The organism is Mammaliicoccus sp. RAM2 (genome assembly GCF_045897195.1).
Classification (GTDB): domain Bacteria; phylum Bacillota; class Bacilli; order Staphylococcales; family Staphylococcaceae; genus Mammaliicoccus; species Mammaliicoccus sciuri.
In genome coordinates this window covers 542,436-567,412 of the sequence record NZ_JBJNWI010000001.1, presented here as the reverse complement: position 1 = coordinate 567,412, position 24,977 = coordinate 542,436, and the positions used below count along the sequence as shown (strand labels likewise).

The following is a 24,977-nucleotide window of genomic DNA, read 5'->3' as shown; positions in this document are numbered from 1 at the left end:
TGTCCGTAACGAGTGCTGTAAGGGACAGAATTCTGAGAAATGTCCGTAACGAGTATCGTAAGGGACAGAATTCCGAAAAATGTCTGTAAGAGAGGTCCCTCTAATTACCACAATTCAGAATAATGGAAGATAGGCGCACCTTCAATACCACCATCCATACTTATTATTTCTGCTCTTGTAATTTTTTCGCGATTTGTTGTATTTCTTGTATTTGTTTCGTAGTGGATTTAATACCACCTGATGAGAAGTACCATGATTTTGCGTCTAAGTTTATGATGTGATTATTTTTTACGGCATCTACGTCTTTAAGTACGTCGTTTCCTAGTACTTTCTTACTTGTTCCTTTTCCGTCTGTTGCTTTGTCTCTATCCATTGAGAATATGACTTCTGGATTTTTTGAAGCGACATATTCAAAGCTGACGGGTTGGCCGTGTGGATTTGGTTTGACTTTCTTATCTGCTGGTTTAAATCCAAGTTGATCGTAGAGTAGACCACCAAACCTTCCACCTGGTCCGTAAGTAGATAATTCACCTTGACTTGTAAGCAGTAGCATGACACTGTTATCTATATTTTTAACTGATTTCTTCGCTTTTTGTTCTTCGTTTTTAAGTTGATCTGTAAGTTCTTTAGCTTTCTTTTCTTCCCCAAAAATTTTGCCGAGTTTCGTCGTATTATCTGATACTGATTTTATGACAGCATTATCATCTGACCCTATATAGAGTAATGATGCGTTAGGGGCAGCTTTCTTAAATTCTTTTAATGTTTCGCTGCTTGCTGTACGATTTGAAAAGATAATTAAATCTGGGTCGATTTCAGCTATTTTTTCAAAATTCGGTTTTCCTAATTCACCTACATTTGTATATTTATCTTTCGTAAATGATTTTAATTCTTTAGGCAACATTGAGTCACTTGAACCTATTGAAATACCGGCTACATTATTTTCTTTACCGAGTGCTTTTATGATATCTGTTGCACCGTAATCAAATGTGACGACTTTTTTAGGATCTTTTGTGACTTTGACTTTTTCCTCTTTTTGTTCTGCATCTCTTCCGTCTTTGTATTTACCACGTAATTCATATTTTTGAGTAACTGTGACCGTTTGCTTCTTGCTGTTTGAATCACTTGTTCCTTTTGTTTGACCACATGCTGCTAATAAAAGTGTGATGACCATTAGTAAAAGTAACTTCTTCATTATGCATGCTCCTTTATTTTAATATATTTATTGATGGAACGACTTTAAATAAACCTGTTGATTCTATCATGAATTTTAAAATTCTGACATGACTCATGCCTGTAAAGACAACCGTTTTATCATGGTTGAGCGCATTTTTCATAATGTGATTTGCCATAAATTGATTACGTTCTGACCATTCGAGGGAAAAGGCGATACCAGGACTATCTGCAAGTGAACGAATGGCAAAAACTTGTTCTAAAGGAATGACTGTATCATGATATTCAGTTAATTGTTCATATAATGATAAATCTTGTGCCTTTTTATTTTGATGACTTTGTTTTGCCTCGTTTAAAAGTTGGTATATTATAGGGTTATCATTTTCAAGGTATTCATCTGCAAAGGCTGCACGAATTTTACGTGTTTGCATTTGATTGTTGTCGATTGGTATAACAGTTGGTAATTTTAATTTCAATGCGAGTGGTATCGCTAAAAAATGATGTTCGTTTAGTTGAAGCGGCAATTGTTTGCGAGATAGTAGATTAAAGTCTTTAAGCAATTGTCCTTTATTTTTAATATCCCATTCAATAGCGATTAAATCTGGATTGTATTGCTGTAATTTATTCAAAATGACGTTAGCATCTTCTATGTAACGTTGATAGGATTCTAAAAAATATTGATTGCTTTGGTCTAACCGAATATGTGGTGTACCAATAATGCAAATTTCTCTTTGTGCCAATGTGACACCTCCTTAATTGATAATCGTTATCAATTATACAGTAACACTTTTATAAATACAATGTAGCTATTATTTTAAGATAATTAAATAATAATGTTATAATTAAATAATAGAAAATTTAGATTCAGGAAAGGGCTGACAGAATGTTTTTAGCTTGGAATGAAATGAGACGAAATAAGACGAAGTTTGGTCTAATCATTGGCGTATTAGTTATGATTAGCTATCTTTTATTCTTATTATCGGGGTTAGCAAATGGTTTGATGAATATGAATAGAGAAGCAGTAGATTTATGGAAAGCAGATGCGATTGTTTTGAATAAAGATGCCAATCAAACAGTTGCACAATCATCTATTAATACAGATGATGTAAAAGGCAAATTTGATAAAAGTGAAGGCTTAAAGCAAACGGCTGTTATTGCTTCAGACGGTAAAAACAAAGAGAATGCCACAGTCTTTGGTATCGATGGAAAAGGCTTCCTAATGCCTAAAATAGAAGACGGCAAACTGTTTGAGAAAGATAATGAAGTCGTTGCAGATCATACTTTAAAAACAAAAGGATTCAAAATCGGGGATACATTAACACTTTCAAATAGTGATGAAGAATTAAAAATTGTCGGTTTCTCAGTAAGTTCTAAATTTAATGCATCACCTGTCTTATTTACAAATAATGAAACGATTGGGAAATTAAATCCGATGTTAAAAGGCGATAAGATCAATGCGCTAGTCGTTAAAGATAAAAATTGGAAAGATGTTGAATTGAACAAAGATTTAGAAGTAGATGACATTGAATCATTTATTACGAAACTACCAGGCTATCAAGCGCAAAATTTAACATTAAACTTTATGATTGTGTTCTTATTTGCGATTTCAGCAATGGTTATAGGTATATTCTTATACATTATTACGTTACAAAAGAGAAATTTATTTGGTGTCTTAAAAGCGCAAGGATTAACGAATGGCTTTTTAGCACGTTCAGTTATGAGTCAAACTATTATTATTGCTTTAATCGGTACATTGATTGGCTTTGGATTAACGATGTTAACAGGATCGTTCTTACCAGAGGCAGTACCTATCAAATTTGATTATTTAACAATGTTGTTATACGGCATCGTGCTTATTATCGTTGCAATTTTAGGTAGTTTATTCTCAGTATTAAGCATTCGAAAAGTAGAACCATTGAAAGTCATTAGTTAGGAGGCGGAATCATGTTAGCATTTGAGAATGTAACAAAGTCATTTAAAGACGGTAATAGAACGATAGAAGCAGTGAAATCAACTAACTTTAAACTAGAAAAAGGCGAACTAGTTGCCATTATTGGACCATCCGGGTCAGGGAAAAGTACACTGTTAACAATGGCGGGTGCACTACAGTTACCATCAGAAGGTACAGTATCTTTAAATGGTCAAAATATTAATCATTATAATGAAAAACAATTATCTAAACTTCGATTAAAAGAAATCGGATTTATACTTCAAACAAGTAATTTAATACCGTTTTTAACCGTTCAACAACAATTTGAATTACTTAAAAAGGTAAAAAAAGATGTCATGAATGTAGAAGAACATTCAAGATTATTAAAACAACTTGGTCTGGATAAAATATTAACCCAATTACCAAGTGAAATATCAGGCGGTCAAAAACAAAGAGTCGCTATCGCTAAAGCACTTTATACAAATCCATCCATTATACTAGCAGACGAACCTACTGCATCATTAGATACAGAAAATGCAATAGAAGTAATGGAAATATTGAGAAGAGAAACAAAAGAATTAAATAAATTATGTATTATCGTAACGCACGATCAAAGACTGACATCATACTGTGATAAAGTATTTAAAATGGTAGATGGTGAGTTGAAAGAAGAATAACGAGGTTGATTTAATAGAATAAAAAGTAAGAGGCTAGGATATTGATGATATCCTAGCCTCTTACTTTTTATTCATAACTTTTTAATGCTTTTTCCATGATGTCCCAAGCTAAGTCTACGTTTACTTCTGTAGCGAAATAGGCATTAGGTTCTTGTTTATAAGTATTATGCAAATCAACAGACATTGTGCCATATGTGAGGTCACTTTGATGCTCAATTTGGATAAATGTTTTTTGTAATGTGAATATTTCAGAATGCAGTAAATATAAAATTGTACAAGCATCATGGATAGGACCTCCGTCCATATCGAATTGCGATTTATATGTAGATTTAAAGAACTTTAAGAGTTCAACTACGAAATGTGATATTGGATTATTGATTTTATGAAATCTTTCAATAACAGCATCGTCTGCTAATAATTGATGTGTTACATCTAATCCGAATACTACAACTGGGATACCACTTTCAAATACTTTTTTAGCTGCTTCTGCATCAACCCAAATATTAAACTCCGCTGTAGGTGTCCAGTTTCCGAATGTTCCTCCCCCCATAATGACGATTTCTTCTATATTATGAGCAATCTTAGGTTCTTGAATAAGTGCCATCGCAACATTTGTTAAAGGTCCTGTTGCTACGAGTGTTATAGGATCGTTACTGTTTAATACTTCTTCAATTATGACATTTACACCATGCTGATTTGTAGGCTTTAAGTTTGGAACTTTCGGTAATTCAGGACCATCTAAGCCACTTTCACCATGAATACTTTCAGCAAATGCAGCTTTCTTGATTAAAGGTCTGTCCGCACCGACTGAAACAGGAATGTCGCCTCTATTCATAATATCTAATACGTTTAAAGCGTTTGTTGTATTCTTATCTACTGATTGATTTCCCGCAACAGTTGTCACTGCTAAGATATTTAATGGGCTAGATTGAGCGCCAGCCAATATTAATGCGATAGCATCGTCATGCCCAGGATCACAATCCATGATGATATTTCTATTTTGTAACATTTAAACACGTCCTCTAAATTAATTTATGTCTTTATTTCATTATACTAAAGCGCTTTCAACTAAACAAAATAAACAGACTATAAAAAATTATTCTAAATAAGGTCTTGTATTTTAAAAGATATAAGTATATAATTTTAAATCGTAAACGTTACTATTTGTAAAAGGAGTGTACGAAATGAAAAAATGGATTGGGGTATTAACAGTTGTTTTTGCAATTTGTATGGTATTAGCAGGCTGTAATCAAACAGATAGCAAAAATAATGATTCTGATAAATTAAAGGTTAAGACGACGGTTTACCCACTGAAATCTTTTATAGAACAAATTGGCGGTAAGCATGTAGAAGTAGAATCTATTTATCCTGCAGGAACAGATTTACATAGTTATGAACCAACGCAAAAAGATATTTTAAACGCGAGTAAAGCGGATTTATTTGTTTATACAGGAGACGATTTAGATCCAGTAGCAAAGAAAATTGCCTCAACTATTAAAAAGGATGATAAAAAATTATCACTTCAAAATAGTATGGATCAATCTGAACTTTTAACAGATCAACATGAACATGGTCATGAGCATGGGGAAGGTCACGATGAAGATGAACATCATGAACATGGAGAAGAGCATGAAGAACACGAGCACGAACATGAACATCATCACCACGGTGGATTTGATCCTCACGTATGGTTAGATCCTAAAATTGACCAAGAAATGATTAAAGGAATTAAAGATGAATTAATTAAGAAAGATCCAGACCATAAAGCAGATTATGAGAAAAATTATAAAAAATTAAATAATGAATTATCGGATATCGATCAATCATTAAAAGATGCTACTAAAGGTCATGAAGGTCATACAGTGTTTATATCACATGAATCTTTAGGTTACTTAGCTAATCGTTATGGATTTGTACAAAAAGGTGTTCAAAGTATGAATGCTGAAGATCCATCACAAAAAGAATTAACTGAAATTGTTAAAGAAATTAAAGATACAGATGCGAAATATATTTTATATGAAAGCAATATCTCATCAAAAATTACAGACACAATTCGTAAAGAAACAGATGCTAAACCATTAACATTTAATAATATGGAATCTTTAACGAAAGAACAATTAAAAGAAAAAGACCTTTCATATCAATCATTAATGAAGGAAAATATTAAAAATATCGAAAAATCTTTAAATGACAAGATTACAACAAAAGATGACAATAAAGCTGAATCTCATGATAAAGCAATTGAAAAAGGGTATTTCAAAGATTCACAAGTAAAAGACCGTAAACTATCAGATTATGAAGGTGACTGGCAGTCAGTATATCCATATTTAAAAGACGGCACACTTGATGAAGTCTTCGAACATAAAGCTGAAGAAGATGGTAAGATGTCTGAAAAAGAATATAAAGCTTATTATGATAAAGGCTATAAAACAGATGTTGAGAACATCAAAATTGAAGGCAATAAAATCAGTTTCACTAAAGAAGGTAAAACAACAACTGGAGAATATGAGTACGATGGCTATGATATCTTGAAATATGAAAAAGGTAATAGAGGCGTAAGATACACATTTAAATTAAAAGGTGAATCAAACGATAATTTACCGAAATATGTACAGTTTAGCGATCACAATATTTATCCTAAAAAAGCTGCACATTTCCATATATTCACTGGCAATGATAAAGATAAAGTCTTAAAAGAATTAGATAACTGGCCAACATATTATCCAGCTAAATTATCTAAAGACGAAGTAAAAGAAGAAATGTTAGCACATTAAAGCAAAGAACCTGAGACCACGGTGGTCTCAGGTTCTTTTATATATAATGTAATTATTTTTGGCATTACTATACCTACATCATATCGAATACTTAAATATAAGTCTACTTTTTATATAAATGATTGCTATACTAAATTTAATAAAAGGGGGATGTTAAAATGACAAATATTTATGATCAAGATGATTTCTTTGAAGGTTATAAACAAAAGAGAAATCATGCATTAAGTTATAACGAAGTTGTTGAAATGCCTGAAATAAAGCGGTTAATGCCAGATTTAGAAGGCAAAACAGTACTTGATATTGGCTGTGGTATGGGGCATTTGATTGCGCATATGTTGAAGTTAAATCCTAAACATATTACAGGAATTGATGAGTCACTTAATATGATTAGCGCAAGTCGCGAAAAATTCAATTCTAACAATGTCTCGTTATACCATGAATCATTTATGGCGTTTCAGACGAATGAAAGGTATGATGTAATCGTATCTTCTCTTGTATTTCATTATATCGAAGATTTTAAACGATGTGCCGAGAAGTTGAATGAGCTATTAAATAGTGGTGGTACGTTACTATTTACAATGGAACATCCCATACAAACAGCTACTAAAGATCCGGAAGTCGTACAAGAAGATGACAAAGGGATGTTTTTACGAATGGAACATTATTTTGATGAGTCTACTCGCTCAGCAAATTGGTTAGGTGCTGATGTTTATAAATATCATCATACGATTGAAACAATCTTCAATAATTTAATAGAAAATGACTTTGAAATCCAATGTGTAAAAGACCTCGGGCAGTCTGAGGAAGTATTTAAAATGTATGATCAAGCTCGTATCAATAAGTTGAAACAATTTCCACCATTTCTATTAGTAAAAGCAAAGAAAAAGTAGAATAGGACCAGTTAATATTTATAAAAAAGCACACATATAAAGTTAGATGTTTTTTAACTTTATATGTGTGCTTAAAATGATGATAATTAATATTTTATTTCATTGATTTCAGTTGTTTTAAGATGATTTCTCTTTGTTTTTCTAGAGAAATTGGATCATTATATTGCGTTTGTTGTAAATCTAATTCGATAACATGGTTATTTTTAACTGCATCAAGGTTTTTCCAATTAGTTGTTTGAGTGAATTGTGGTGTTTCTCCCATTGTTGCTAGGATAATATAATCACCTGTATAATCAGAAAGTTCTTCTTCAGATGGAGTTGCCATATAAGCATTCTTTGTTTCTTTTTCTAATTTTTCAGGTTGTGCCATTCCGTAACCACCGTAAACAATCTCTGTACCACGTCCATAGTTTTTACCGAAAGCTGTTAGACCTTTTGGAGTTGATTGAAGGACAGTAATAGTTTTACCGTCTACTTTATCGCCTAACGTTTTTTTATCTTTTTTGAGTTTTTCTTCCCACTCTTTTATCCATTTTTCTGCTTTGTCTTGTTCATTTACAATTTCCCCGAGTTCTTTAGTAGCAGCTTTGTAATCTGATTTCATAGCATCCATTTGGACAGTTGGTGCAATTTTTTTGAGTTTATTAATGTTTTTATCTTCTTTAGTAGTGATGATTAAATCTGGCTTTGTTTTAGCAATATCTTCAACATTATTTTGACCTAACATTTTTGCACCTTTAGTTGCATCAGATAAAGTTTTATTTTGCTTTACAAAATCAATGACGCCAATTGGTTTATGGCCAAATTCAACTAATGCACCTATATATGTAGGGTGTAATACGACAATTCTTTTCGGATCTTTAGGTATTTTAATTTTTTCACCATCATCTTGTTTAAATACTTTAGTATCAGATGAAGAATCTGATTTTGTTTCTGACGACTTTTCTTTAGTATCTGAATTATTACTACAAGCTGCCAAGAAAAATAATAAACATAAACTAAATATAAATAATTTTTTCATAAAAAAACCTCCCATTTTTTTGATAATGATAATCAATATCATTTAAATTATAGCAATTAAAGTTAATTATTCAATACTTTATTTTTAAATTTATTTGACTTTGTCATTTTTTAACTATATCTTTGGTTTGTGTTAGTAAAAGAAGGGGTGAATATTTTGGTTAAACGATTAATTAGTGCAAATACGTCTGATATTTTGAACTTTTCATCAGGGGAATTGAAGCAAAGTATTAAGGCGAGTGAAGGTAGAACGGTACTTAGCGAGAATGTTGTCGTACATACGCCTGCTCTAGTTCAAGATATTACAAATGCGGAAATGGCAACTGCTTTTGGAGCAGATATGATTTTACTGAATGCTTTAGATGTCAATGAACCAGTGATTAAAGGTCTTTACCATGAAGCTTATAAAGGTACTGGCAATTCTGTTCAAGATTTAAAGAAACTTATCGGTAGACCTATTGGGGTAAATTTAGAACCAGTTGATGATAAAGCGAATATGGCAGAAGTTAAACTGGATATTTCTGCGGGTAGAAAAGCGACTAAAGAAACTTTTATACGAGCTGAAAAATTAGGTTTTGATTTTGTATGTTTAACTGGGAATCCAGCAACAGGCGTTACAAACAATCATATTTTAGAAGCGATTAAAGTAGGAAAGTCTCATTTTAATGGACTTATTATTGCGGGTAAAATGCACGGATCAGGTGTAGATGAGCCGGTAGTTAATTTAGAAGCTATAACGAATTTTGTAGAAGCTGGGGCAGATATTATATTAGTGCCTGCAGTTGGAACAGTATGGGGTGTCAGTGAAGAAGAGGTGAGAGAAGCTGTTCAAGTTGCACATAATCATGGGGCACTTGTGATGAGTGCAATCGGTACATCTCAAGAAGGTTCGGATGAGGCGACGATTAGAGAAATGGCTATTAAAAATAAAACATTAGGCGTTGATATTCAACATATAGGAGATGCAGGGTATGGTGGATTAGCACCAGTCGAGAACATATATGCATTAAGTAAAGCCATAAGAGGGCAACGTCATACAGTATCTAGAATAGCAAGATCAATCAATAGATAAATAAGAATGAAGAGAGGATGAGACAGTGTGGATTGTCTCATCCTTTTCGTATTTGTTTGGAAAGGTAGTATAGGTCCAGAAATAGGAAATATGGACCGATAAAAAAATTTACCGGTCCAGAAACGGGAAATATGGACCGATACGAAAAATTATCGGTCCAGAAACGAGAAATATGGACCGATACGAAAAATTACCGGTCCAGAAACAGGAAATATGGACCGATACGAAAAATTATCGGTCCAGAAACGAGATTTGCAGGCCGATAAATAAAAATATCGACCCGAAAACGAGACTTACAGGCCGATAAATTAAAATATCGACCCGAAAACGAGATTTGCAGGCCGATAAATAAAAATATCGACCCGAAAACGAGACTTACAGGCCGATAAAAAAATTTATCGACCCGAAAACAGGATTTACTGCTCGATAAAAAAATTTATCGACCCGAAAACTTCATGTAATTATAATCTGCTATCCAATCACCACAATAAAACATCCAAATCTGCATAAAATCTACCTATTATAAAAGACTTCCGTAATACTACGGAACTTTTCGATATGCTACTCATTTATGAAAACGTTTACAATAAAATTGTATTAAGAAATGTTTGATTAAAGGAGGAAGGTTTCAATGTCAAAACTACCAGAGGATTTTTTATGGGGAGGTGCTGTAGCAGCGCATCAACTTGAAGGTGCTTGGCAAGAAGATGGTAAAGGAATCAGTGTTGCAGATGTTATGACTGCAGCTTCTCACGGGAAACATCGAGAAATTACAGACGGCGTTATTGAAGGTAAATATTATCCAAACCATGAAGCAATTGATTTTTATCATCGATATAAAGAGGATATTCAATTATTTAGTGAAATGGGCTTTAAATGTTTCAGAACTTCGATTGCATGGTCAAGAATTTTTCCGAATGGCGATGACCAAGAACCTAATGAACAAGGTTTAGCATTCTATGATGATTTATTTGATGAGTGTTTGAAGCATGGGATTGAACCTGTCGTAACATTGTCTCACTTTGAATTACCTTATCATCTTGTAACTGAATATGGTGGCTTTCGTAATAGGAAAGTGATTGATTTCTTCGTTCGCTTTGCAACAGTTTGTTTTGAAAGATATAAAGACAAAGTTAAATATTGGATGACTTTCAATGAGATTAATAACCAAGCTAATTTTGATGAAGATTTTGCGCCATTTACGAACTCAGGCGTGAAATATCAACCAGGTGAAAATCGTGAACAAATTATGTATCAAGCAGCACATTATGAATTGGTTGCGAGCGCTCAAGCAACTAAAATTGGTCATGACATTAATCCAAACTTTGAAATAGGATGCATGATAGCAATGTGTCCAATATATCCAGCAACTTGTAATCCGAAAGATATCTTAATGGCTCAAAAAGCGATGCAAAAGAGATATTACTTTACGGATGTCCATGTTCATGGTGCATATCCAGGTTATATGACACAGTATTTCAAAGATAAATCTTTCAATTTAGATATTACAGATCAAGATATTGAAGATTTGAAACAAGGCACAGTTGACTACATTGGCTTTAGTTATTACATGTCATTCGCAATTTCACATGAGAAATCTAACGATAAATATGATTATGTTGAAACACGTGATTTAGTAAAAAATGACTATGTACAAGCTTCGGATTGGGGATGGCAAATTGACCCTGAAGGCTTAAGATATGCGATGAACTGGTTTGCAGATATGTATCATTTACCATTGTTTATTGTTGAAAATGGCTTTGGTGCAATTGATGAACTTGGTGAAGACGGCATTGTTCATGATGATTATAGAATTGAATATTTAAAAACACACATCGAACAATTTATCAAAGCTGTCGATGAAGATGGTGTCGATTTAATGGGATATACACCATGGGGTTGTATAGATTTAGTATCTGCCGGAACGGGCGAGATGAAAAAGAGATACGGCTTTATTTACGTAGATAAAGATAATGAAGGTCACGGCACGTTAGACCGTTCTAAAAAAGATTCATTCTATTGGTACAAAGAAGTTATTGCAAGTAACGGTGAACAATTATAACATTTGGAGGTTTTTATTATGAAAAAAGCGTTAATTATATGTGCAGCAGGTATGTCATCATCACTTATGGCTAAAAAAACAACGAGTTACTTACAAGAAAAAGGACATGACATTGAAGTCGATGCCGTTTCAGCAAATGAAGGCGGGAAAATGATTGAAAAACAATCTTTCGATTTATATTTAGTGAGTCCACAAACTAAAATGTATTTTAAAAAGTTAAAAGAAGCTGGAGATAGAGTTAATAAACCAGTAGTAAATATCCCGCCACAAGCCTATGTTCCGATTCCAATGGGCATTGAAAAATTGGCAAGTGTAATTTTGCAAGACATAGAATAATCAGTATAATATTCTCTATGAAATGAGGGAAGCTTATGCTTAGTCAAAGAGAAATAGATATACTCAGTTATTTATCACAGCGACGTAATGAATTTGTCAAAAGCTCAGAAATTGCAACGATCTTGCAACTCTCAGATAGAACGATTCGAAAATATATCAAAACCCTTAAACCTGAAATTGAAAAAAATGGTGCAACTTTGATTGCTAAACAAGGGTATGGTTATCAACTCAAAATCAATTTAATGATTGAATTTGAAAACTTTTTAAAAAGATATTTGAGTACTAAATCTGTGAATCAAGAAAGTATCAATGATTCAAAAGATAGACAATATTATATTTTGAATTTATTACTTTTTAATAAGACAGCTATTACGATTGAGCAATTAAGCGAACAATTATTTATCTCGAGATCCACAATATCTCACGATATCGCAAATATAAAAAAGGTTATTGGACAATATAACTTAGAACTCGTGAGTAAACAGCAACATGGAATTGTAATTGCTGGAGATGAACGAGATAAACGACATTTTATAATGGATTATTTCTTAGGAAATAGTTTCTTTCATTCTATTAATAAATATTTTCAAGATACGCCACTTTTGCAGCAAATTAATATGGAAGAGTTGGCAATCATTGTTGTAGATGAAACGAGAGAATCTAAAGTATATTTATCAGATTATATACTCCAAAATCTTGTACTACATTTAGGACTGATGATCAGAAGACTGTTAGATGGGCATTGTTTAAAAACAATTGCTTCTAATGAAGAGGTATTAACAGAAAATGAATTGTCAGTCGCGAGAAAAATTTTAAATCGTGTTGAACGTATTTATCAAATATCGTTTCCAGAAGAAGAAGCGAAGTATATCAGTTTGCATATTATGAGCAAAGGTTCAAAACAACAAGAAAGCGACGAAGAGTGTGATTTATCTTATCGCGTGTCTCAAATACTAGGAAAAATAGAAGAGGATTTTGGATTTCCAATGTCGTCAGATAGTCAATTGTTGTATGGACTTGTTACCCATTTACAACCGTTGATTAAACGGATTCGCAATAATATCCACTTGGAAAATCCGATTTTGAATGACATTAAATCACAAAATGAAGCGTCACTTACGATGACAAAAAATTATTTTGGTGAATTAGAAGAGTTAAAAGACCAGGATGTCAGTGAAGGAGAATGGGCGTATTTAACATTACATTTACTTGCAGCTATTGAAAAATATTACCAAAGAGAAAAGTTAAATGTCCTCGTTATTTGTGCAACTGGTTATGGTAGTGCACAGATGTTAAAGGTTCGAGTAGAAAAAGAATTTAGTTTGCAGATGAATATCATTGATGTGATTAGTTACTATGAAATAACAGACGAAAAATTAGAAAATATTGATTTGATTATTTCATCTATTGATTTATCAACCATCGTATTTAAAGTACCTGTTATACAAGTGAATGTATTACTCAATGATCAAGATATTAAGAAAATTAATACATTTGTTCATCATCATGATTCAAAATTCTCATATAATCATGTGTTAGAAGAGAATATGGCACTTGAACAATATAGTTCTTTCTTTAGTCAATATTGTAGTGAGCATGCGTTTAATTATATCGAAGAAGCAACCACTAAACATCAGCTATATCAGCTTTTGATCAAGCAATTAAGTATTAAAGAAGAGCCTTGTTTTGAAGAGAAGTTGAAACGACAACTTCGGTATAGAGAAGAGTTGAGTACAGTTGTATTCAGTGATGAAGTAGCTGTTCCACATACAGCACAGCCAGTTGGAGATTATTCAAGTATAGCCGTAGCACTTGTACCTGGCGGGGTGTATTGGAATGAACAGTTTCCCAATATTAAGCTAATCATTATGTTATCACCTTCAAAATATAACGACAATGAGCTCAAAACGATCATCGATATTATCGTGAACCTCATAGATTCAGATGACAAAATTTCTGAACTTATGAATTGTAAGGATTATAACAGCTTTAAAAACTATATGATTGGTCAATATCACAAGTAAAGGGAGTTAGTCTATGGAACAAGAAGAAATTCAAGTTGTTGCTTTTGAAATTATTTTACATAGTGGGACTGCGCGTACAAATATACATGATGCTTTTAAAAAGATGCGTGAAAACAACTATGAAGAAGCGGAACAACTATTAGATGAAGCAAACCAAGAGATTACGTTAGCGCATCAATCTCAAACGGATTTACTACAAAAATATGCATCAGGTGAGTCTATTAATATGGAAATTATTATGGTTCATGCACAAGATCATCTCATGACAACAATGACGTTAAAAGAAGTCGCAATTGAGATGTTGTATTTGTATCAAAAAGTAAATGATGCAGTATAAACGAGGGATGAAAAATGGATCAAGAAACAAAAAATAAAATTGAAAAAAATAGAAGAGAAACAAGTCTCAAAGCTATGTACTTCAATCGATTTTTATTAGTGAGATATATGTCTGCTTTGTTCTTCTTTTCTAATTTATATTGGTTTTTTACACTTGTGATGAGTCGCTCTTTAGCATTGATACTGCCACTTGTGTTGATGATTGTGATTTTGATCAGCGTTGCAGAACAAGTCAGAATGTATGGTAATCATACAAATCAAGCGAAATATACTTATTATTGCTTTTTAAGTATAAGCGCAGTCAATCTATTGCTTATACCAATTATATTATTCACACCATTATTCCAATATTTATATCCATTTATTGTGGATCAATCAGCATCTCGACTTTTCGTAGTTGGCATATTGGTATGTGGTTTATGTATCAGTGGATTCATCTTATTTAGATTACACAATATTCGACACAATAAAGACTGGCATTATAAACGACTACAAAGATTTGAAAATGCACTGAACTAATCAAAGAAAAGGGGTCTTGATATGGGATCAGAAAATAAAGTTTTTGCTTTTTTAGAGAAGTATTTAATGGGTCCAATGGGGAAAATTGCTTCATTTAGAATTGTAAGAGCGATTATGGCAGCTGGTATGGCATGTATACCTTTTACAATTGTAGGGTCAATGTTTTTAGTGTTAAACGTTATTCCACAGACTTTTACGTTTTTAGAAGGATTTTGGAATAGCACATTTTTAAAAATTGGTGATTTGTACATGTTAGCCAATAAAGCAACGATGGGGATACTAGCCTTGTATTTCTGTTTAGTTATTGGTTATGAATATACTAAAATTTACGCAGATGAAGAAGATTTAGATGTTAATCCACTTAACGGTGCATTATTGTCTATGTTTGCTTATTTTATGGCCATTCCACAGTTAGTAATGGATGACGGTAAAATGGTCTTAGTTAATATTATGAAAAAAGATGTCAATATCTTTAATGGTTGGGAAATGTCTGGTGATGGTGTCAGTAGGCTAGGTACGACCGGGATATTCACAGCAATTATCATGTCTATTATAGCCGTTCAATTATATAGACTATGTGTGAAACGTCAATGGATTATTAAAATGCCAGAAGCGGTACCAGAAGGGGTTTCAAGATCATTTACAGCATTAATTCCAGCATTCTTAGTTGCTTTCGTTATACTGGCGTTTACGGGAATATTAGTAGCTTTTGATACGGATATTTTCAAAATTATTGCTGTACCATTTGGATTTGTTGTTAACTTAACAAGTAGTTGGATTGGTATACTCGTGATTTACTTCTTAATTCATGCACTTTGGATTGTAGGTATTCACGGCGCAAATATTATCAGTGCTTTTATTACACCAATTGTCTTATCAAACATGCAATTAAATATTGAAGGGGCGAATATTCCATTTGCAGGAGAATTCCAGAACTCATTCGTTGTTATGGGTGGATCAGGTGCGACATTAGGACTATGTGTGTTTATCGCATTTTTAGCTAAATCAGAGCAACTACGTGTATTAGGAAAAGCATCATTAGCACCAGGATTATTTAACATTAATGAACCACTTGTATTTGGATTACCAATTGTTTATAACCCATTCTTAGCCATTCCATTTTTCCTAGCACCAATGGTATCAGCTTCAATAGGGTATTGGACAATTAAATTAGAACTTGTGAAACCGATTATTGCACAAGTACCATGGCCATCACCGATTGGATTTGGGGCATTTATTGGAACAGCAGGAAGTCTAATGGCAGTACTTGTTTCATTAATTTGTGGATTTGTAGCATTCTTAATTTGGTTCCCATTTATTAAGATATATGATAAAAAATTAGTAGAACAAGAAAAAGGAAACGACGCATTAATATAGAAGTTTGAGATGAAGAGGCAACGCTGAGGTGGCGTTGCCTCTTCCTTTTTGTGTTGTGTGATTTCTGGACCGATAAATGGAATTATCGGTCCAGAAATGAGAAATACGGACCGATAAAATAAAATATCGACCCGCAAACGAGATTTACAGTCCGATAAAATAAAATATCGACCCGAAAATCCACTCCGCATGACCTCATCCTCCATTTTATTTCGGTTACAAAAACAATTTTAAATAAATTCTTAAAAAGTGCAGAAAAAATATAATTCTATAGTATAATTAAATTTGGTCGAAATTTATTTAGGAGGTCCATTATGAAAGAATTTTTCCAATATTATAAACCCTATAAAGGATTGTTTTTCTTAGATTTTGGTTCGGCTGTTTTCGTAGGTATTCTTGAATTAGTGTTTCCACTTATAACGAGTATATTTATTGACCAGCTATTGCCAACTAAGAATTGGAGTTGGATTGTGATTTTTGTTTTTCTTTTATTATTCATATACGTTGTTGAATCTGTATTAAAATTCATCGTGACGTATTGGGGGCATAAACTGGGGACTAATATTGAAAGAGATATTCGTAATGAGCTTTATGAGCATATTCAAAAAATGAATTTTGGATTCTTTGATAACCAAAAATCAGGTAAAATCATTGGACGATTAACGAACGATTTAATGGATATTGGAGAAGTTGCTCACCATGGACCTGAAGATGTGTTTGTAGCTGTGATGACGCTTGTGGGTTCATTTGTCATTATGTTGACGATCGATGTGAAACTTGCGCTTATTACGTTCTGTGTTGTACCGATTATTTTTGTATTAACGATTTACTTTAATCAAAAGATGTCAGGTGCTTTTAAGAACTTATTTAGCAATGTTTCAAGATTTAATGAGCTTATTGCTGATAATGTTGGTGGTATGCGTCTTGTACAAGCATTTACAAATGAGGGTCACGAATTAGCAAGATTTAAAAAGGTCAATGATAATTTTAGAGCGACAAAATTAAAAGCATATTCATATATGTCTTGGAACTTGTCAATTAGTCATATTGCTCAAAAATTAACGTTAATCTTTGTGCTGATTTTAGGAAGTTATTTTGTATTAAATGGATCGTTGTCATATGGTGGATTTGTAGCGTTTATTATGATTACAAATCTGTTATTTAAACCGTTAGAGTCTATTAATATGGTTATTGAACTATTTCCTAAAGGTATTGCAGGATTCAAAAATTTTAAAGAGATTGTCAATATGGATCCAGAAATTAAAGATAATGACGATGCTATCGAATTTATAGATGAACCAGATACAATTGAATATGAAGATGTATCATTCAAATATTCAGAGAAATTAATCTTAAATCAGCTTTCTATCAAAATTGAACAAGGTGAAAAAGTAGCACTTGTAGGACCGAGTGGGGGAGGTAAAACGACAATTTGTTCGTTATTACCAAGGTTCTACGACCCGTTACAAGGTAAGATTAAAATCAATAATCGAGATATTAAATCTTATAAGTTGGAATCATTAAGAAAACAAATTGGTGTTGTACAGCAAGATGTATTTCTTTTCGGTGGAACATTAAGAGATAATATTATTTATGGTAATTTAAATGCGACAGAAGAAGAAATTAATTACGCAGTTGACCAAGCACAATTAAGAACGTTTGTAGATGAATTGCCAGAAGGTTTAGATACTGTAGTTGGGGAACGCGGCACAAAATTATCTGGTGGACAAAAGCAACGTATTTCAATTGCGAGGATGTTCTTGAAGAATCCGCCAATTATTATTCTTGATGAAGCAACAAGTGCTTTAGATGTTGAAACAGAAAATAAAATACAATCAGCATTTAAGAATTTATCACGTGGTCGAACTTCACTGATTATTGCACATAGACTGAGTACAATTAGACATGTCGATAGAATTGTATATATCGAACAAGGTCAAATTCAAGAAATGGGCAGTCATGATGAACTCATGGATAAAGGTGGTAAATACAAAGATTTATACATGTCACAGTTTGAACAAATTGATGAATTTTAACATTTTGCCAGAGATCTTTTTGAAGAAAAAGGTCTCTGCATTTTTATATTTTGAGCTAAATAATAGACTTTCATTTCAAAGCTGTTATTATAGAGTGGTAATATCTATGATTAAGAGGTGTAACATGAAGATTTCTAAAGGATCAGATTATGGGTTACATGCATTGGCATATTTAATTGCTAAAAGAGATCAACAACCCATCAATGTTAAAAGTTTATCTGAAACGTTAAATGTATCTGTAACATATTTATCTAAAATATTAACGCAATTAGTAAAAGCAGGTGTTATTAAATCTGCATCTGGTGCAAAAGGTGGTTATTACTTAGTTAATAATTGGGAAGACATAACTGTCTATGATATTATTACAGCAATTGATGGTCATCAAAGTACGCTTGAAGATAGTTTTGATCACGGTCCTGAATGTAAAATACAAGCGATATTAACTTCAGCTGAAGATGAAATGACGCAAGCTTTGAAAAATAAAACTTTAAAAGATTTAATGTAAGTTAAATCTTTTTTTATCTATGAATTATAGATATTACGACTCTATAATAGTTATGAAAGGTGGAAATACCATGTTTGATTGTATCGTAATAGGTGGAGGGCCAGCAGGATTAGCGAGTGCACTCACGTTAGGAAGAGCTTTAAAGAAGACATTAATGATAGACAATAATAATGCGAGAAATAAAGTGACACAGCATTCACATGCATTTTTAACACAAGACGGTGTAAGACCAGAAGAATTGAGAGCTAAAGGAGAACATGATGTTGATCAATATGATGATGTAACACGTATCAATGACACGGTGTTAAACATATTGAAAGAAGAGCATTATTTTATTGTTGAAACAGCCAATCAACAATATAAAGCTAAAAAAATTATGGTATGTACAGGATTGCGAGAAACATTACCAGAAATTGAAGGTTTAAAAGAAAGTTATGGCAAATCTGTCTTTTATTGTCCATGGTGTGATGGATATGAATTGAGACATAAACCATTACTTGTAGCTGTTCAACCTGAACATGTGAAAAATATGGCGATGCTTATTAACAATTGGACAGACGATATCATTATAAGTAGTCGTGATTTTTCATTATTAACTGAAGAAGATAAAGCGTTTATTGAAAGTAAACATATCACATTAGTAGAAAGCGAAGTAGCTGAATTTAAACATCATAAAGGACAAATTAATGAAGTTATCTTTAAAAATGGTGAACGAATCAATAGAAGCGGTGCAATCATTGGTGTGAAGTGGGATACTGATTTTGAATTTTTAAAAGGGCTCAATATTGAAAGAGAAGACAACGGAAAAATAAAAATAAACGAGTTAGGTGAATCATCTGTACCAGGATTGTTTGTAGCAGGAGAGAGTAAAGATTTCATGGCATCTCAACTTATAGACGCAGCAGCAAATGGTAATCAAGTCGCAAAATTTGTAGCAATGCAAATCATTATGGAATCATAAAAAAGGAGTAGGACGAAAAATATAGTCCTACTCCTTTTTTGCTTATTTTTTAGTTATTTTAATATTAATTTCAAAGTCACCGAATTGAACATTTTGATGTTCAGAATCTGAAGTTGGTTGAAGTATTGTGTTCTCAACTCTGCATAACTCTTGGATTAATGAGTTCTTCTTCTGGGTCTTAGCTATTGAGCCTGAAAAGCTTTTTGGTGGATTTGCCTTTAATTCTAATAGTTCTGATAAAATATCGTCTCTTGTTCTCATACTTATTGCCTCCTAATTTAATAGTTACAATAAAACAGCTCATCTTAAGATTAAGAAGAGCTGTTTAGAGAATCTTCTTATCTTTCAAGTTAAACTTGTTGGATTTAGCACAGTACATACGCCTGTTGCTGAGGTTTCATCGGGCCAATTCCCTCCGCCTACTCTTAATAAGACTACGAGCTATTTTATTGTTTCTTAATCATAACGAATTAATTGTATTTTGTCTAATTTTAAAAAGTTAAATGTTTAAAAAGTTTGAGATGGTCTATATATTAAATGAATATGAAGCATAGGAGGAATAGAATATGAAGTATAAAATGCTTTCTTTATTATTGTTAGCAGGTATCGTGTTAGCAGCATGTGGTAATAGTGACGATGATAACAATGATAAAAAAGATAATCAAAATGATGAAAAAACTGAACAAACAACTAAAGAAAATAGTAACGACGATCAAAACACAGATGATGATCAAAGTTCTGACAAAGCAACTGAAAATACAGTTAAATGGGAAGACGTTAAAGTCTCTCCAGAAGATGCTGTAAAAGCTGCACAAAAAGAATCAAAAGGTGAACTTAAAGATTTATCGTTTGAAAAAGAAACAGGTGATTGGAGTTATAAAGTTGAATTAGTTGATGGAACAAATGAAAATAAAGTACTGATAAATGCAGATGATAAATCTGTTACGAATGTTGAAAAAGAACAAGAAGATAGTGATGATAATGACCAAACATTCAAATTATCAGATGTCGCTAAATTTGAAGATGCACTCAAAGTAGCACAAGACAAAGCTAAAGGTGATATAAAAGAATGGTCACTAAGTGAAGATAACGGAAAACTTGTTTATTCTATTGAATTAAAAGAAGGTAATAAAGAATCAACAGAATTTACAATTGATGCTAAATCTAAAGAAATTCTCGAACAAGAAACAGATTAATATATTAATAGGCATAGGATAATTCATTTTATCCTATGTTTTTTTGTGCTCTCTTAATGATTATCATTCTCAATTAATGATTTCAAAGAAATCCTAAAAAAATTAAGGTTTCTAAATACTATAAGTACAGACTTATATTTGTATTTTTCATGAATTCTATAAAATTTTTATTGACTATTACACATTATAGGCATAAATTAAAGATGATAATGATAATCAATTAGATGGGGAGTGTTATGATGAAAAAGTTAGCAACAACTTTATTAGCAAGTACTTTAATTTTAACAGCGTGTGGGAATAGCGCTGATAAGAAAGAAAATGAAGATAAAAAAGAAACAAAGGAAACGAAAAAGTCTGAAAAAGCGGATTTCTCAAAAGAAACAAAAGCTTATAAAGATTTTACAACTGAACAATTGGATAAATTCTTAGCGGATACTGAAAAATTCGTTGAAGCGGTTAAAGCAGACGATATCGAAAAAGCGAAAGAAATTTATCCTACAGCTCGTATGTACTATGAAAGATCTGAGCCAGTTGCTGAAAGTTTCGGTGATTTAGATCCGAAAATTGATGCACGTTTAGCAGATATGAAAGAAGAAAATAAAGAAGACGAATGGTCTGGTTATCACAAAATTGAAAAAGCATTATGGGAAGATAATACAACTAAAGATATGGCACCACTTGCTGATCAATTATTAAAAGATACGAAAGAGTTACGTGCAAAAGTAGATACAGTAGATGTGACACCTAAATTAATGTTACAAGGTTCAATCGACTTATTAAATGAAGTATCTAGCTCTAAAATTACAGGTGAAGAAGAAATTTATTCACACACAGATTTATATGACTTTAAAGCAAACATTGAAGGGGCAGAAAAAATCTTTGAAATATTTAAAGATAAAGTAGCAGATAAAGATAAAAAGCTTGCTGACACAACACAAGAAAGATTTGATAATGTTAATAAATTATTAGATCAGTATAAGACTAAAGATGGTGGATATGAAGATTATACGAAACTATCTAAAGATGAAACGAAAAAACTTTCTGAAGCTGTTGATAAATTAGGGGAATCTTTAAGTCAAATGGCTGTTATTACGGAGTGATGATTGATGTCTAATAATGAAAATCATATAGCTAGAAGGGATTTTCTAAAGCTTGCTGGTGTTGGAGGTGCAGGTTTACTGATAGGTTCTACTGGTGTAGGTGGTACTTTTCTTGCATCTCAATACTTTGCTAAAGATAAAAAAGGCGTAAAAAATAAAATCAATTTTTATGGTAAATACCAGTCTGGCATCACGACAGAACAACAAAAACATATTTACTTTGTCGTTCTGAGCATTAACAAAATGTCAGTTTCAGATGTTAAAGAAATGTTTAAAGTATGGACAAATTATAGTGTCCATTTAATGAATGGTGAATATGTAAAAGAGCTTAGTAAAAACAAAATGTTACCAAGTCCAGATACAGGGGAGGCGATTGGCTTAGATGCCAGTCGTCTGTCTCTTACTTTTGGTATAAGTCCTTCATTCTTTGAGAAAGTAGGATTGAAAAAGCATAAACCAGATTTATTAAAAGATTTACCACATTTTCCTAAAGACCAAATTGATGACAACTATTCAGGTGGAGACATTTGTATACAAGCATGTTCAGATGATCCGCAAGTTAATTTTCATGCTATCAGAAACTTAATTAGAGTGGCTAAAGGTGAGGTTTCAATGAAGTGGAGCCAAGCAGGATTTACCTCATTTGAAGAGAAAGGTGGTAAAAAAGAAACGCCAAGAAATTTATTCTCTTTTAAAGATGGAACAGGTAATCCTGATGTCCAAAATAAAAATGATTTAAATGAGTATGTCTTTATACAAGATGGTTGGGCTGAAAATGGTTCATATTTAGTCGCAAGAAGAATTCAAATGTTGTTAGAAACATGGGATAGAACGGCTTTAGGTGAACAAGAAGCTACATTTGGTAGATACCGTCATTCTGGTGCACCAATTGGTAAAGAAAAAGAATTTGATACATTTGACCCTGATATTAAAGATAAAAATGGCGAGAACTTGATAGAAAAAGAGTCACATGTCAGTTTAGCAAAAGCATCTAAAACGAATTTATTAAGAAGATCTTTTTCATATTCAGATGGTATAAACGCAAACACAGGCGCTTTTGATGCAGGATTACTCTTCTTAGCATTTCAAAAATCACCTGAACAATTTATTAAAATCCAAAGTAAAATGGGTGCCATTGATAAATTAAACGAATATATTACACATCGAGGTTCAGGTATTTTTCTATGTTTACCAGGTGTCCAAGAAGGAGGATATTTAGGTGAAACGTTATTCAATCGTATTTAGTTTAGTCGCAATACTATTTATGCTGTTATCTTTGACCGCTAAAGCAGAAACGAGTTTAAGCGATATTTACATCAGTGTGACAGATGCCAAATCGGCTATACAAGATAAAGACGAAAAGGCATTCGACAAGCATTTCAAAGAGATTAAAGGTAATTGGCAAAGTACGAATAAAAAAGACCATAAACTTGTGGAAAAAATAGATCAAGATATCGAAAAAGTTAAAAAAACAAAGTCTCAAAAAGATAGAGAAAGTGCGTTAAATACACTGACTTCTGATTTAATTGATTATGAAAAAGTATTAAATCCTGTTGATAAACAGAAGAAACGAGATCAGTTACAAAATGAAATGCAGCCATTGATTAAAAATATAACAAAGGCGATTTCAGATAAAGATTTTGATAAAGCAAAAACGATAAACAATCAATTAAATGCGACTTGGACAAAGAATGAAAAAATTGTTCGAGAAGAAGATATTGGCAGATATGGTCAAGTTGAAACCGCATTAATGTTTACAAGAATTGAATTAACGAAAGATAAAGTAGACGCTAGTAGTGCACAAATGCAAGTCGATCAATTGAAAAAAGAACTTGATGATTATCATGCAGGGAAAAAATCAGATGCTAAAACGAGTGATCAAGATGTTAATATTTTAAATGAACATTTAGATACTGCTATTAAAAATATAAAAAATGATGATTTAGCTAAATCAAAGCAAGCGTTACAACAATTTATTATTGCATGGCCAAATGTTGAGAGTGAAATTAGCACGAGAAATGGTGCGTTGTATACTAAAATAGAACAAAAAATTCCTCAATATGCAGGTCAACTTGATGAAGATAATAAAGATGACATTGGTAGCCAGTTAGAAACACTCAATCAAGAAATTAAATCAACCATTTCTAAGACGAGCTATACATTTTGGGATGCAGCTTTAATCTTATTACGTGAAGGTGTAGAAGCATTGCTTATTATTATGGCATTGCTTACTGTAACACGTAAATCTGAACAAACAAAAGCATCAAAATGGATTGTTGCAGGTAGTGTTATCGGTATTGTATTAAGTATTGCGTTAGCTTTCATATTTAAAGCAATATTTGAAAACTTAGGTTCAACAAGAGAGTTAACAGAAGGTTTAGTAGGTATAGGATCTGTAATATTAATGATCATCGTAGGTATCTGGTTGCACTCTAAATCAAGTTTAGATTCGTGGCAGAACTTCATCAATAAAAATATGGATAAAGCCATGTCTACTGGAAGTATCGTTACTTTCGGGTTAGTCGCTTTCCTATCTGTGTTTAGAGAAGGGGCTGAGACGATTATCTTCTATTTAGGTATCGTTGGGAAAATCTCAACATGGTCATTAATATTAGGAATTATCGTCGCATCCGTCATACTGGCGTTAATCGCAATCTTCTTTAACCAAATTACAAAATGGATACCAATACATCGCTTATTCTTTATCATGTCATTATTCATATTTATATTGGCATTTAAAATATTAGGCGTAAGTATTCATACATTACAAATATTAAATATAGTACCACAACATACAATTAATCACTTACCATTTATAGACTTAATAGGATTTTATCCAACATACGAAACATTGATACCACAATTAGCATTAGTCATTTTAGTTGTGATTTATTATGCAATGAGTAAGAAAAAATAGAGTAATTTAAAACGCTAAGACAAAGCCATTTGTCTTAGCGTTTTTTAGTGTGTCGCCAAAGTCTTAGACTTTGGT

Annotated in this window: 23 protein-coding genes and 1 riboswitch; of the genes, 18 read left to right on the top strand and 5 right to left on the bottom strand. The window is 32.4% G+C overall.

Features of this window, described 5'->3' with window-relative positions; translation table 11 throughout:
• Positions 1-163: 163 nt before the first annotated feature.
• Together ACJTHF_RS02910 and ACJTHF_RS02905 are read right to left on the bottom strand one after the other, a co-directional pair.
• Positions 164-1,192: a siderophore ABC transporter substrate-binding protein gene (locus tag ACJTHF_RS02910; RefSeq protein ID WP_058592455.1), complete on the bottom strand. Its 1,029-nt coding sequence runs from the start codon at positions 1,190-1,192 to the stop codon at positions 164-166.
• Positions 1,193-1,205: 13 nt separating this feature from the next.
• Positions 1,206-1,910, bottom strand: a complete 705-nt coding sequence (locus ACJTHF_RS02905; RefSeq protein WP_048541752.1) for a DUF5694 domain-containing protein — start codon at positions 1,908-1,910, stop codon at positions 1,206-1,208.
• A gap of 143 nt (positions 1,911-2,053) precedes the next feature.
• On the opposite strand from ACJTHF_RS02905, the gene ACJTHF_RS02900 reads away from it, so the two are divergent.
• Both ACJTHF_RS02900 and ACJTHF_RS02895 read left to right on the top strand, forming a co-directional pair.
• On the top strand, positions 2,054-3,103 hold the full coding sequence (locus ACJTHF_RS02900) for an ABC transporter permease (RefSeq protein WP_058592454.1): 1,050 nt from the start codon (positions 2,054-2,056) through the stop codon (positions 3,101-3,103).
• 11 nt (positions 3,104-3,114) lie between these two features.
• The gene (locus tag ACJTHF_RS02895) at positions 3,115-3,777 is read left to right on the top strand and encodes an ABC transporter ATP-binding protein (protein ID WP_058592453.1); all 663 of its coding nucleotides are present in this window, start codon (positions 3,115-3,117) and stop codon (positions 3,775-3,777) included.
• Positions 3,778-3,844: 67 nt separating this feature from the next.
• Here the strand turns inward: ACJTHF_RS02895 and ACJTHF_RS02890 are convergent, their stop codons facing one another.
• Positions 3,845-4,786, bottom strand: coding sequence for a nucleoside hydrolase (locus tag ACJTHF_RS02890; RefSeq protein ID WP_107603207.1), 942 nt, complete (start codon positions 4,784-4,786; stop codon positions 3,845-3,847).
• Between the two features lie 175 nt (positions 4,787-4,961).
• On the opposite strand from ACJTHF_RS02890, the gene adcA reads away from it, so the two are divergent.
• Together adcA and ACJTHF_RS02880 are read left to right on the top strand one after the other, a co-directional pair.
• Positions 4,962-6,551 carry a zinc ABC transporter substrate-binding lipoprotein AdcA gene (adcA, locus tag ACJTHF_RS02885; protein WP_107603208.1) on the top strand — a complete coding sequence of 530 codons (1,590 nt, stop codon included), beginning with the start codon at positions 4,962-4,964 and terminating at the stop codon, positions 6,549-6,551.
• Between the two features lie 158 nt (positions 6,552-6,709).
• A complete protein-coding gene (locus ACJTHF_RS02880) occupies positions 6,710-7,441 on the top strand; it encodes a class I SAM-dependent methyltransferase (RefSeq protein ID WP_084755212.1) in 732 nt (243 codons plus the stop codon).
• Positions 7,442-7,535: 94 nt separating this feature from the next.
• Here ACJTHF_RS02880 and ACJTHF_RS02875 read toward each other — a convergent pair whose 3' ends face one another.
• Positions 7,536-8,462, bottom strand: a complete 927-nt coding sequence (locus ACJTHF_RS02875) for an ABC transporter substrate-binding protein (RefSeq protein WP_058591699.1) — start codon at positions 8,460-8,462, stop codon at positions 7,536-7,538.
• Between the two features lie 156 nt (positions 8,463-8,618).
• Between ACJTHF_RS02875 and ACJTHF_RS02870 the strand changes: the two genes are divergently transcribed.
• The 10 genes from ACJTHF_RS02870 (at position 8,619) to ACJTHF_RS02825 (ending at position 19,689) form a co-directional block, all read left to right on the top strand.
• Positions 8,619-9,533, top strand: a complete 915-nt coding sequence (locus ACJTHF_RS02870; protein ID WP_058591698.1) for a hypothetical protein — start codon at positions 8,619-8,621, stop codon at positions 9,531-9,533.
• Positions 9,534-10,164: 631 nt separating this feature from the next.
• Complete coding sequence (locus tag ACJTHF_RS02865) at positions 10,165-11,595, top strand: 6-phospho-beta-glucosidase (RefSeq protein WP_084755211.1); 1,431 nt, start codon at positions 10,165-10,167, stop codon at positions 11,593-11,595.
• 18 nt (positions 11,596-11,613) lie between these two features.
• A complete protein-coding gene (locus tag ACJTHF_RS02860) occupies positions 11,614-11,931 on the top strand; it encodes a PTS cellobiose transporter subunit IIB (RefSeq protein WP_037589330.1) in 318 nt (105 codons plus the stop codon).
• Between the two features lie 35 nt (positions 11,932-11,966).
• Complete coding sequence (locus ACJTHF_RS02855) at positions 11,967-13,955, top strand: BglG family transcription antiterminator (protein ID WP_058591696.1); 1,989 nt, start codon at positions 11,967-11,969, stop codon at positions 13,953-13,955.
• A gap of 13 nt (positions 13,956-13,968) precedes the next feature.
• Positions 13,969-14,292 carry a PTS cellobiose transporter subunit IIA gene (locus tag ACJTHF_RS02850; RefSeq protein ID WP_058591695.1) on the top strand — a complete coding sequence of 108 codons (324 nt, stop codon included), beginning with the start codon at positions 13,969-13,971 and terminating at the stop codon, positions 14,290-14,292.
• Between the two features lie 14 nt (positions 14,293-14,306).
• Positions 14,307-14,810: a hypothetical protein gene (locus ACJTHF_RS02845; protein WP_049319639.1), complete on the top strand. Its 504-nt coding sequence runs from the start codon at positions 14,307-14,309 to the stop codon at positions 14,808-14,810.
• A gap of 21 nt (positions 14,811-14,831) precedes the next feature.
• Positions 14,832-16,187, top strand: coding sequence for a PTS cellobiose transporter subunit IIC (gene celB / locus ACJTHF_RS02840; RefSeq protein WP_049319640.1), 1,356 nt, complete (start codon positions 14,832-14,834; stop codon positions 16,185-16,187).
• 311 nt (positions 16,188-16,498) lie between these two features.
• On the top strand, positions 16,499-18,223 hold the full coding sequence (locus ACJTHF_RS02835; protein WP_025904983.1) for an ABC transporter ATP-binding protein: 1,725 nt from the start codon (positions 16,499-16,501) through the stop codon (positions 18,221-18,223).
• Between the two features lie 124 nt (positions 18,224-18,347).
• Positions 18,348-18,728 carry an RrF2 family transcriptional regulator gene (locus ACJTHF_RS02830; RefSeq protein ID WP_025904984.1) on the top strand — a complete coding sequence of 127 codons (381 nt, stop codon included), beginning with the start codon at positions 18,348-18,350 and terminating at the stop codon, positions 18,726-18,728.
• Between the two features lie 70 nt (positions 18,729-18,798).
• Positions 18,799-19,689: an NAD(P)/FAD-dependent oxidoreductase gene (locus ACJTHF_RS02825; protein ID WP_232156642.1), complete on the top strand. Its 891-nt coding sequence runs from the start codon at positions 18,799-18,801 to the stop codon at positions 19,687-19,689.
• A gap of 42 nt (positions 19,690-19,731) precedes the next feature.
• Here the strand turns inward: ACJTHF_RS02825 and ACJTHF_RS02820 are convergent, their stop codons facing one another.
• Positions 19,732-19,950 (bottom strand): hypothetical protein, encoded by a 219-nt coding sequence (locus ACJTHF_RS02820; protein ID WP_048541782.1) that lies wholly within the window; start codon positions 19,948-19,950, stop codon positions 19,732-19,734.
• Between the two features lie 74 nt (positions 19,951-20,024).
• A riboswitch (SAM riboswitch) is annotated at positions 20,025-20,124 on the bottom strand.
• Between the two features lie 131 nt (positions 20,125-20,255).
• On the opposite strand from ACJTHF_RS02820, the gene ACJTHF_RS02815 reads away from it, so the two are divergent.
• The 4 genes from ACJTHF_RS02815 (at position 20,256) to ACJTHF_RS02800 (ending at position 24,902) form a co-directional block, all read left to right on the top strand.
• The gene (locus ACJTHF_RS02815; protein ID WP_232156641.1) at positions 20,256-20,885 is read left to right on the top strand and encodes a PepSY domain-containing protein; all 630 of its coding nucleotides are present in this window, start codon (positions 20,256-20,258) and stop codon (positions 20,883-20,885) included.
• Positions 20,886-21,124: 239 nt separating this feature from the next.
• A complete protein-coding gene (efeO, locus tag ACJTHF_RS02810; RefSeq protein WP_119469613.1) occupies positions 21,125-21,985 on the top strand; it encodes an iron uptake system protein EfeO in 861 nt (286 codons plus the stop codon).
• 6 nt (positions 21,986-21,991) lie between these two features.
• Positions 21,992-23,230 (top strand): iron uptake transporter deferrochelatase/peroxidase subunit, encoded by a 1,239-nt coding sequence (gene efeB, locus ACJTHF_RS02805; RefSeq protein ID WP_058591691.1) that lies wholly within the window; start codon positions 21,992-21,994, stop codon positions 23,228-23,230.
• The gene (locus tag ACJTHF_RS02800; protein WP_107609491.1) at positions 23,205-24,902 is read left to right on the top strand and encodes an FTR1 family iron permease; all 1,698 of its coding nucleotides are present in this window, start codon (positions 23,205-23,207) and stop codon (positions 24,900-24,902) included. The genes efeB and ACJTHF_RS02800 overlap by 26 nt, the downstream gene beginning before the upstream one ends.
• Positions 24,903-24,977 lie beyond the last annotated feature (75 nt).

Coding starts and splice junctions, on each gene's coding strand:
- ACJTHF_RS02910 (WP_058592455.1), bottom strand. CDS start 1,192: ATGAAGAAGTTACTTTTACTAATGGTCATCACACTTTTATTAGCAGCA.
- ACJTHF_RS02880 (WP_084755212.1), top strand. CDS start 6,710: ATGACAAATATTTATGATCAAGATGATTTCTTTGAAGGTTATAAACAA.
- ACJTHF_RS02830 (WP_025904984.1), top strand. CDS start 18,348: ATGAAGATTTCTAAAGGATCAGATTATGGGTTACATGCATTGGCATAT.
- ACJTHF_RS02820 (WP_048541782.1), bottom strand. CDS start 19,950: ATGAGAACAAGAGACGATATTTTATCAGAACTATTAGAATTAAAGGCA.
- ACJTHF_RS02860 (WP_037589330.1), top strand. CDS start 11,614: ATGAAAAAAGCGTTAATTATATGTGCAGCAGGTATGTCATCATCACTT.
- ACJTHF_RS02875 (WP_058591699.1), bottom strand. CDS start 8,462: ATGAAAAAATTATTTATATTTAGTTTATGTTTATTATTTTTCTTGGCA.
- ACJTHF_RS02890 (WP_107603207.1), bottom strand. CDS start 4,786: ATGTTACAAAATAGAAATATCATCATGGATTGTGATCCTGGGCATGAC.
- ACJTHF_RS02815 (WP_232156641.1), top strand. CDS start 20,256: ATGAAGTATAAAATGCTTTCTTTATTATTGTTAGCAGGTATCGTGTTA.
- efeO (WP_119469613.1), top strand. CDS start 21,125: ATGAAAAAGTTAGCAACAACTTTATTAGCAAGTACTTTAATTTTAACA.
- ACJTHF_RS02845 (WP_049319639.1), top strand. CDS start 14,307: ATGGATCAAGAAACAAAAAATAAAATTGAAAAAAATAGAAGAGAAACA.
- ACJTHF_RS02825 (WP_232156642.1), top strand. CDS start 18,799: ATGTTTGATTGTATCGTAATAGGTGGAGGGCCAGCAGGATTAGCGAGT.
- ACJTHF_RS02850 (WP_058591695.1), top strand. CDS start 13,969: ATGGAACAAGAAGAAATTCAAGTTGTTGCTTTTGAAATTATTTTACAT.
- ACJTHF_RS02865 (WP_084755211.1), top strand. CDS start 10,165: ATGTCAAAACTACCAGAGGATTTTTTATGGGGAGGTGCTGTAGCAGCG.
- celB (WP_049319640.1), top strand. CDS start 14,832: ATGGGATCAGAAAATAAAGTTTTTGCTTTTTTAGAGAAGTATTTAATG.
- efeB (WP_058591691.1), top strand. CDS start 21,992: ATGTCTAATAATGAAAATCATATAGCTAGAAGGGATTTTCTAAAGCTT.
- ACJTHF_RS02900 (WP_058592454.1), top strand. CDS start 2,054: ATGTTTTTAGCTTGGAATGAAATGAGACGAAATAAGACGAAGTTTGGT.
- ACJTHF_RS02855 (WP_058591696.1), top strand. CDS start 11,967: ATGCTTAGTCAAAGAGAAATAGATATACTCAGTTATTTATCACAGCGA.
- adcA (WP_107603208.1), top strand. CDS start 4,962: ATGAAAAAATGGATTGGGGTATTAACAGTTGTTTTTGCAATTTGTATG.
- ACJTHF_RS02895 (WP_058592453.1), top strand. CDS start 3,115: ATGTTAGCATTTGAGAATGTAACAAAGTCATTTAAAGACGGTAATAGA.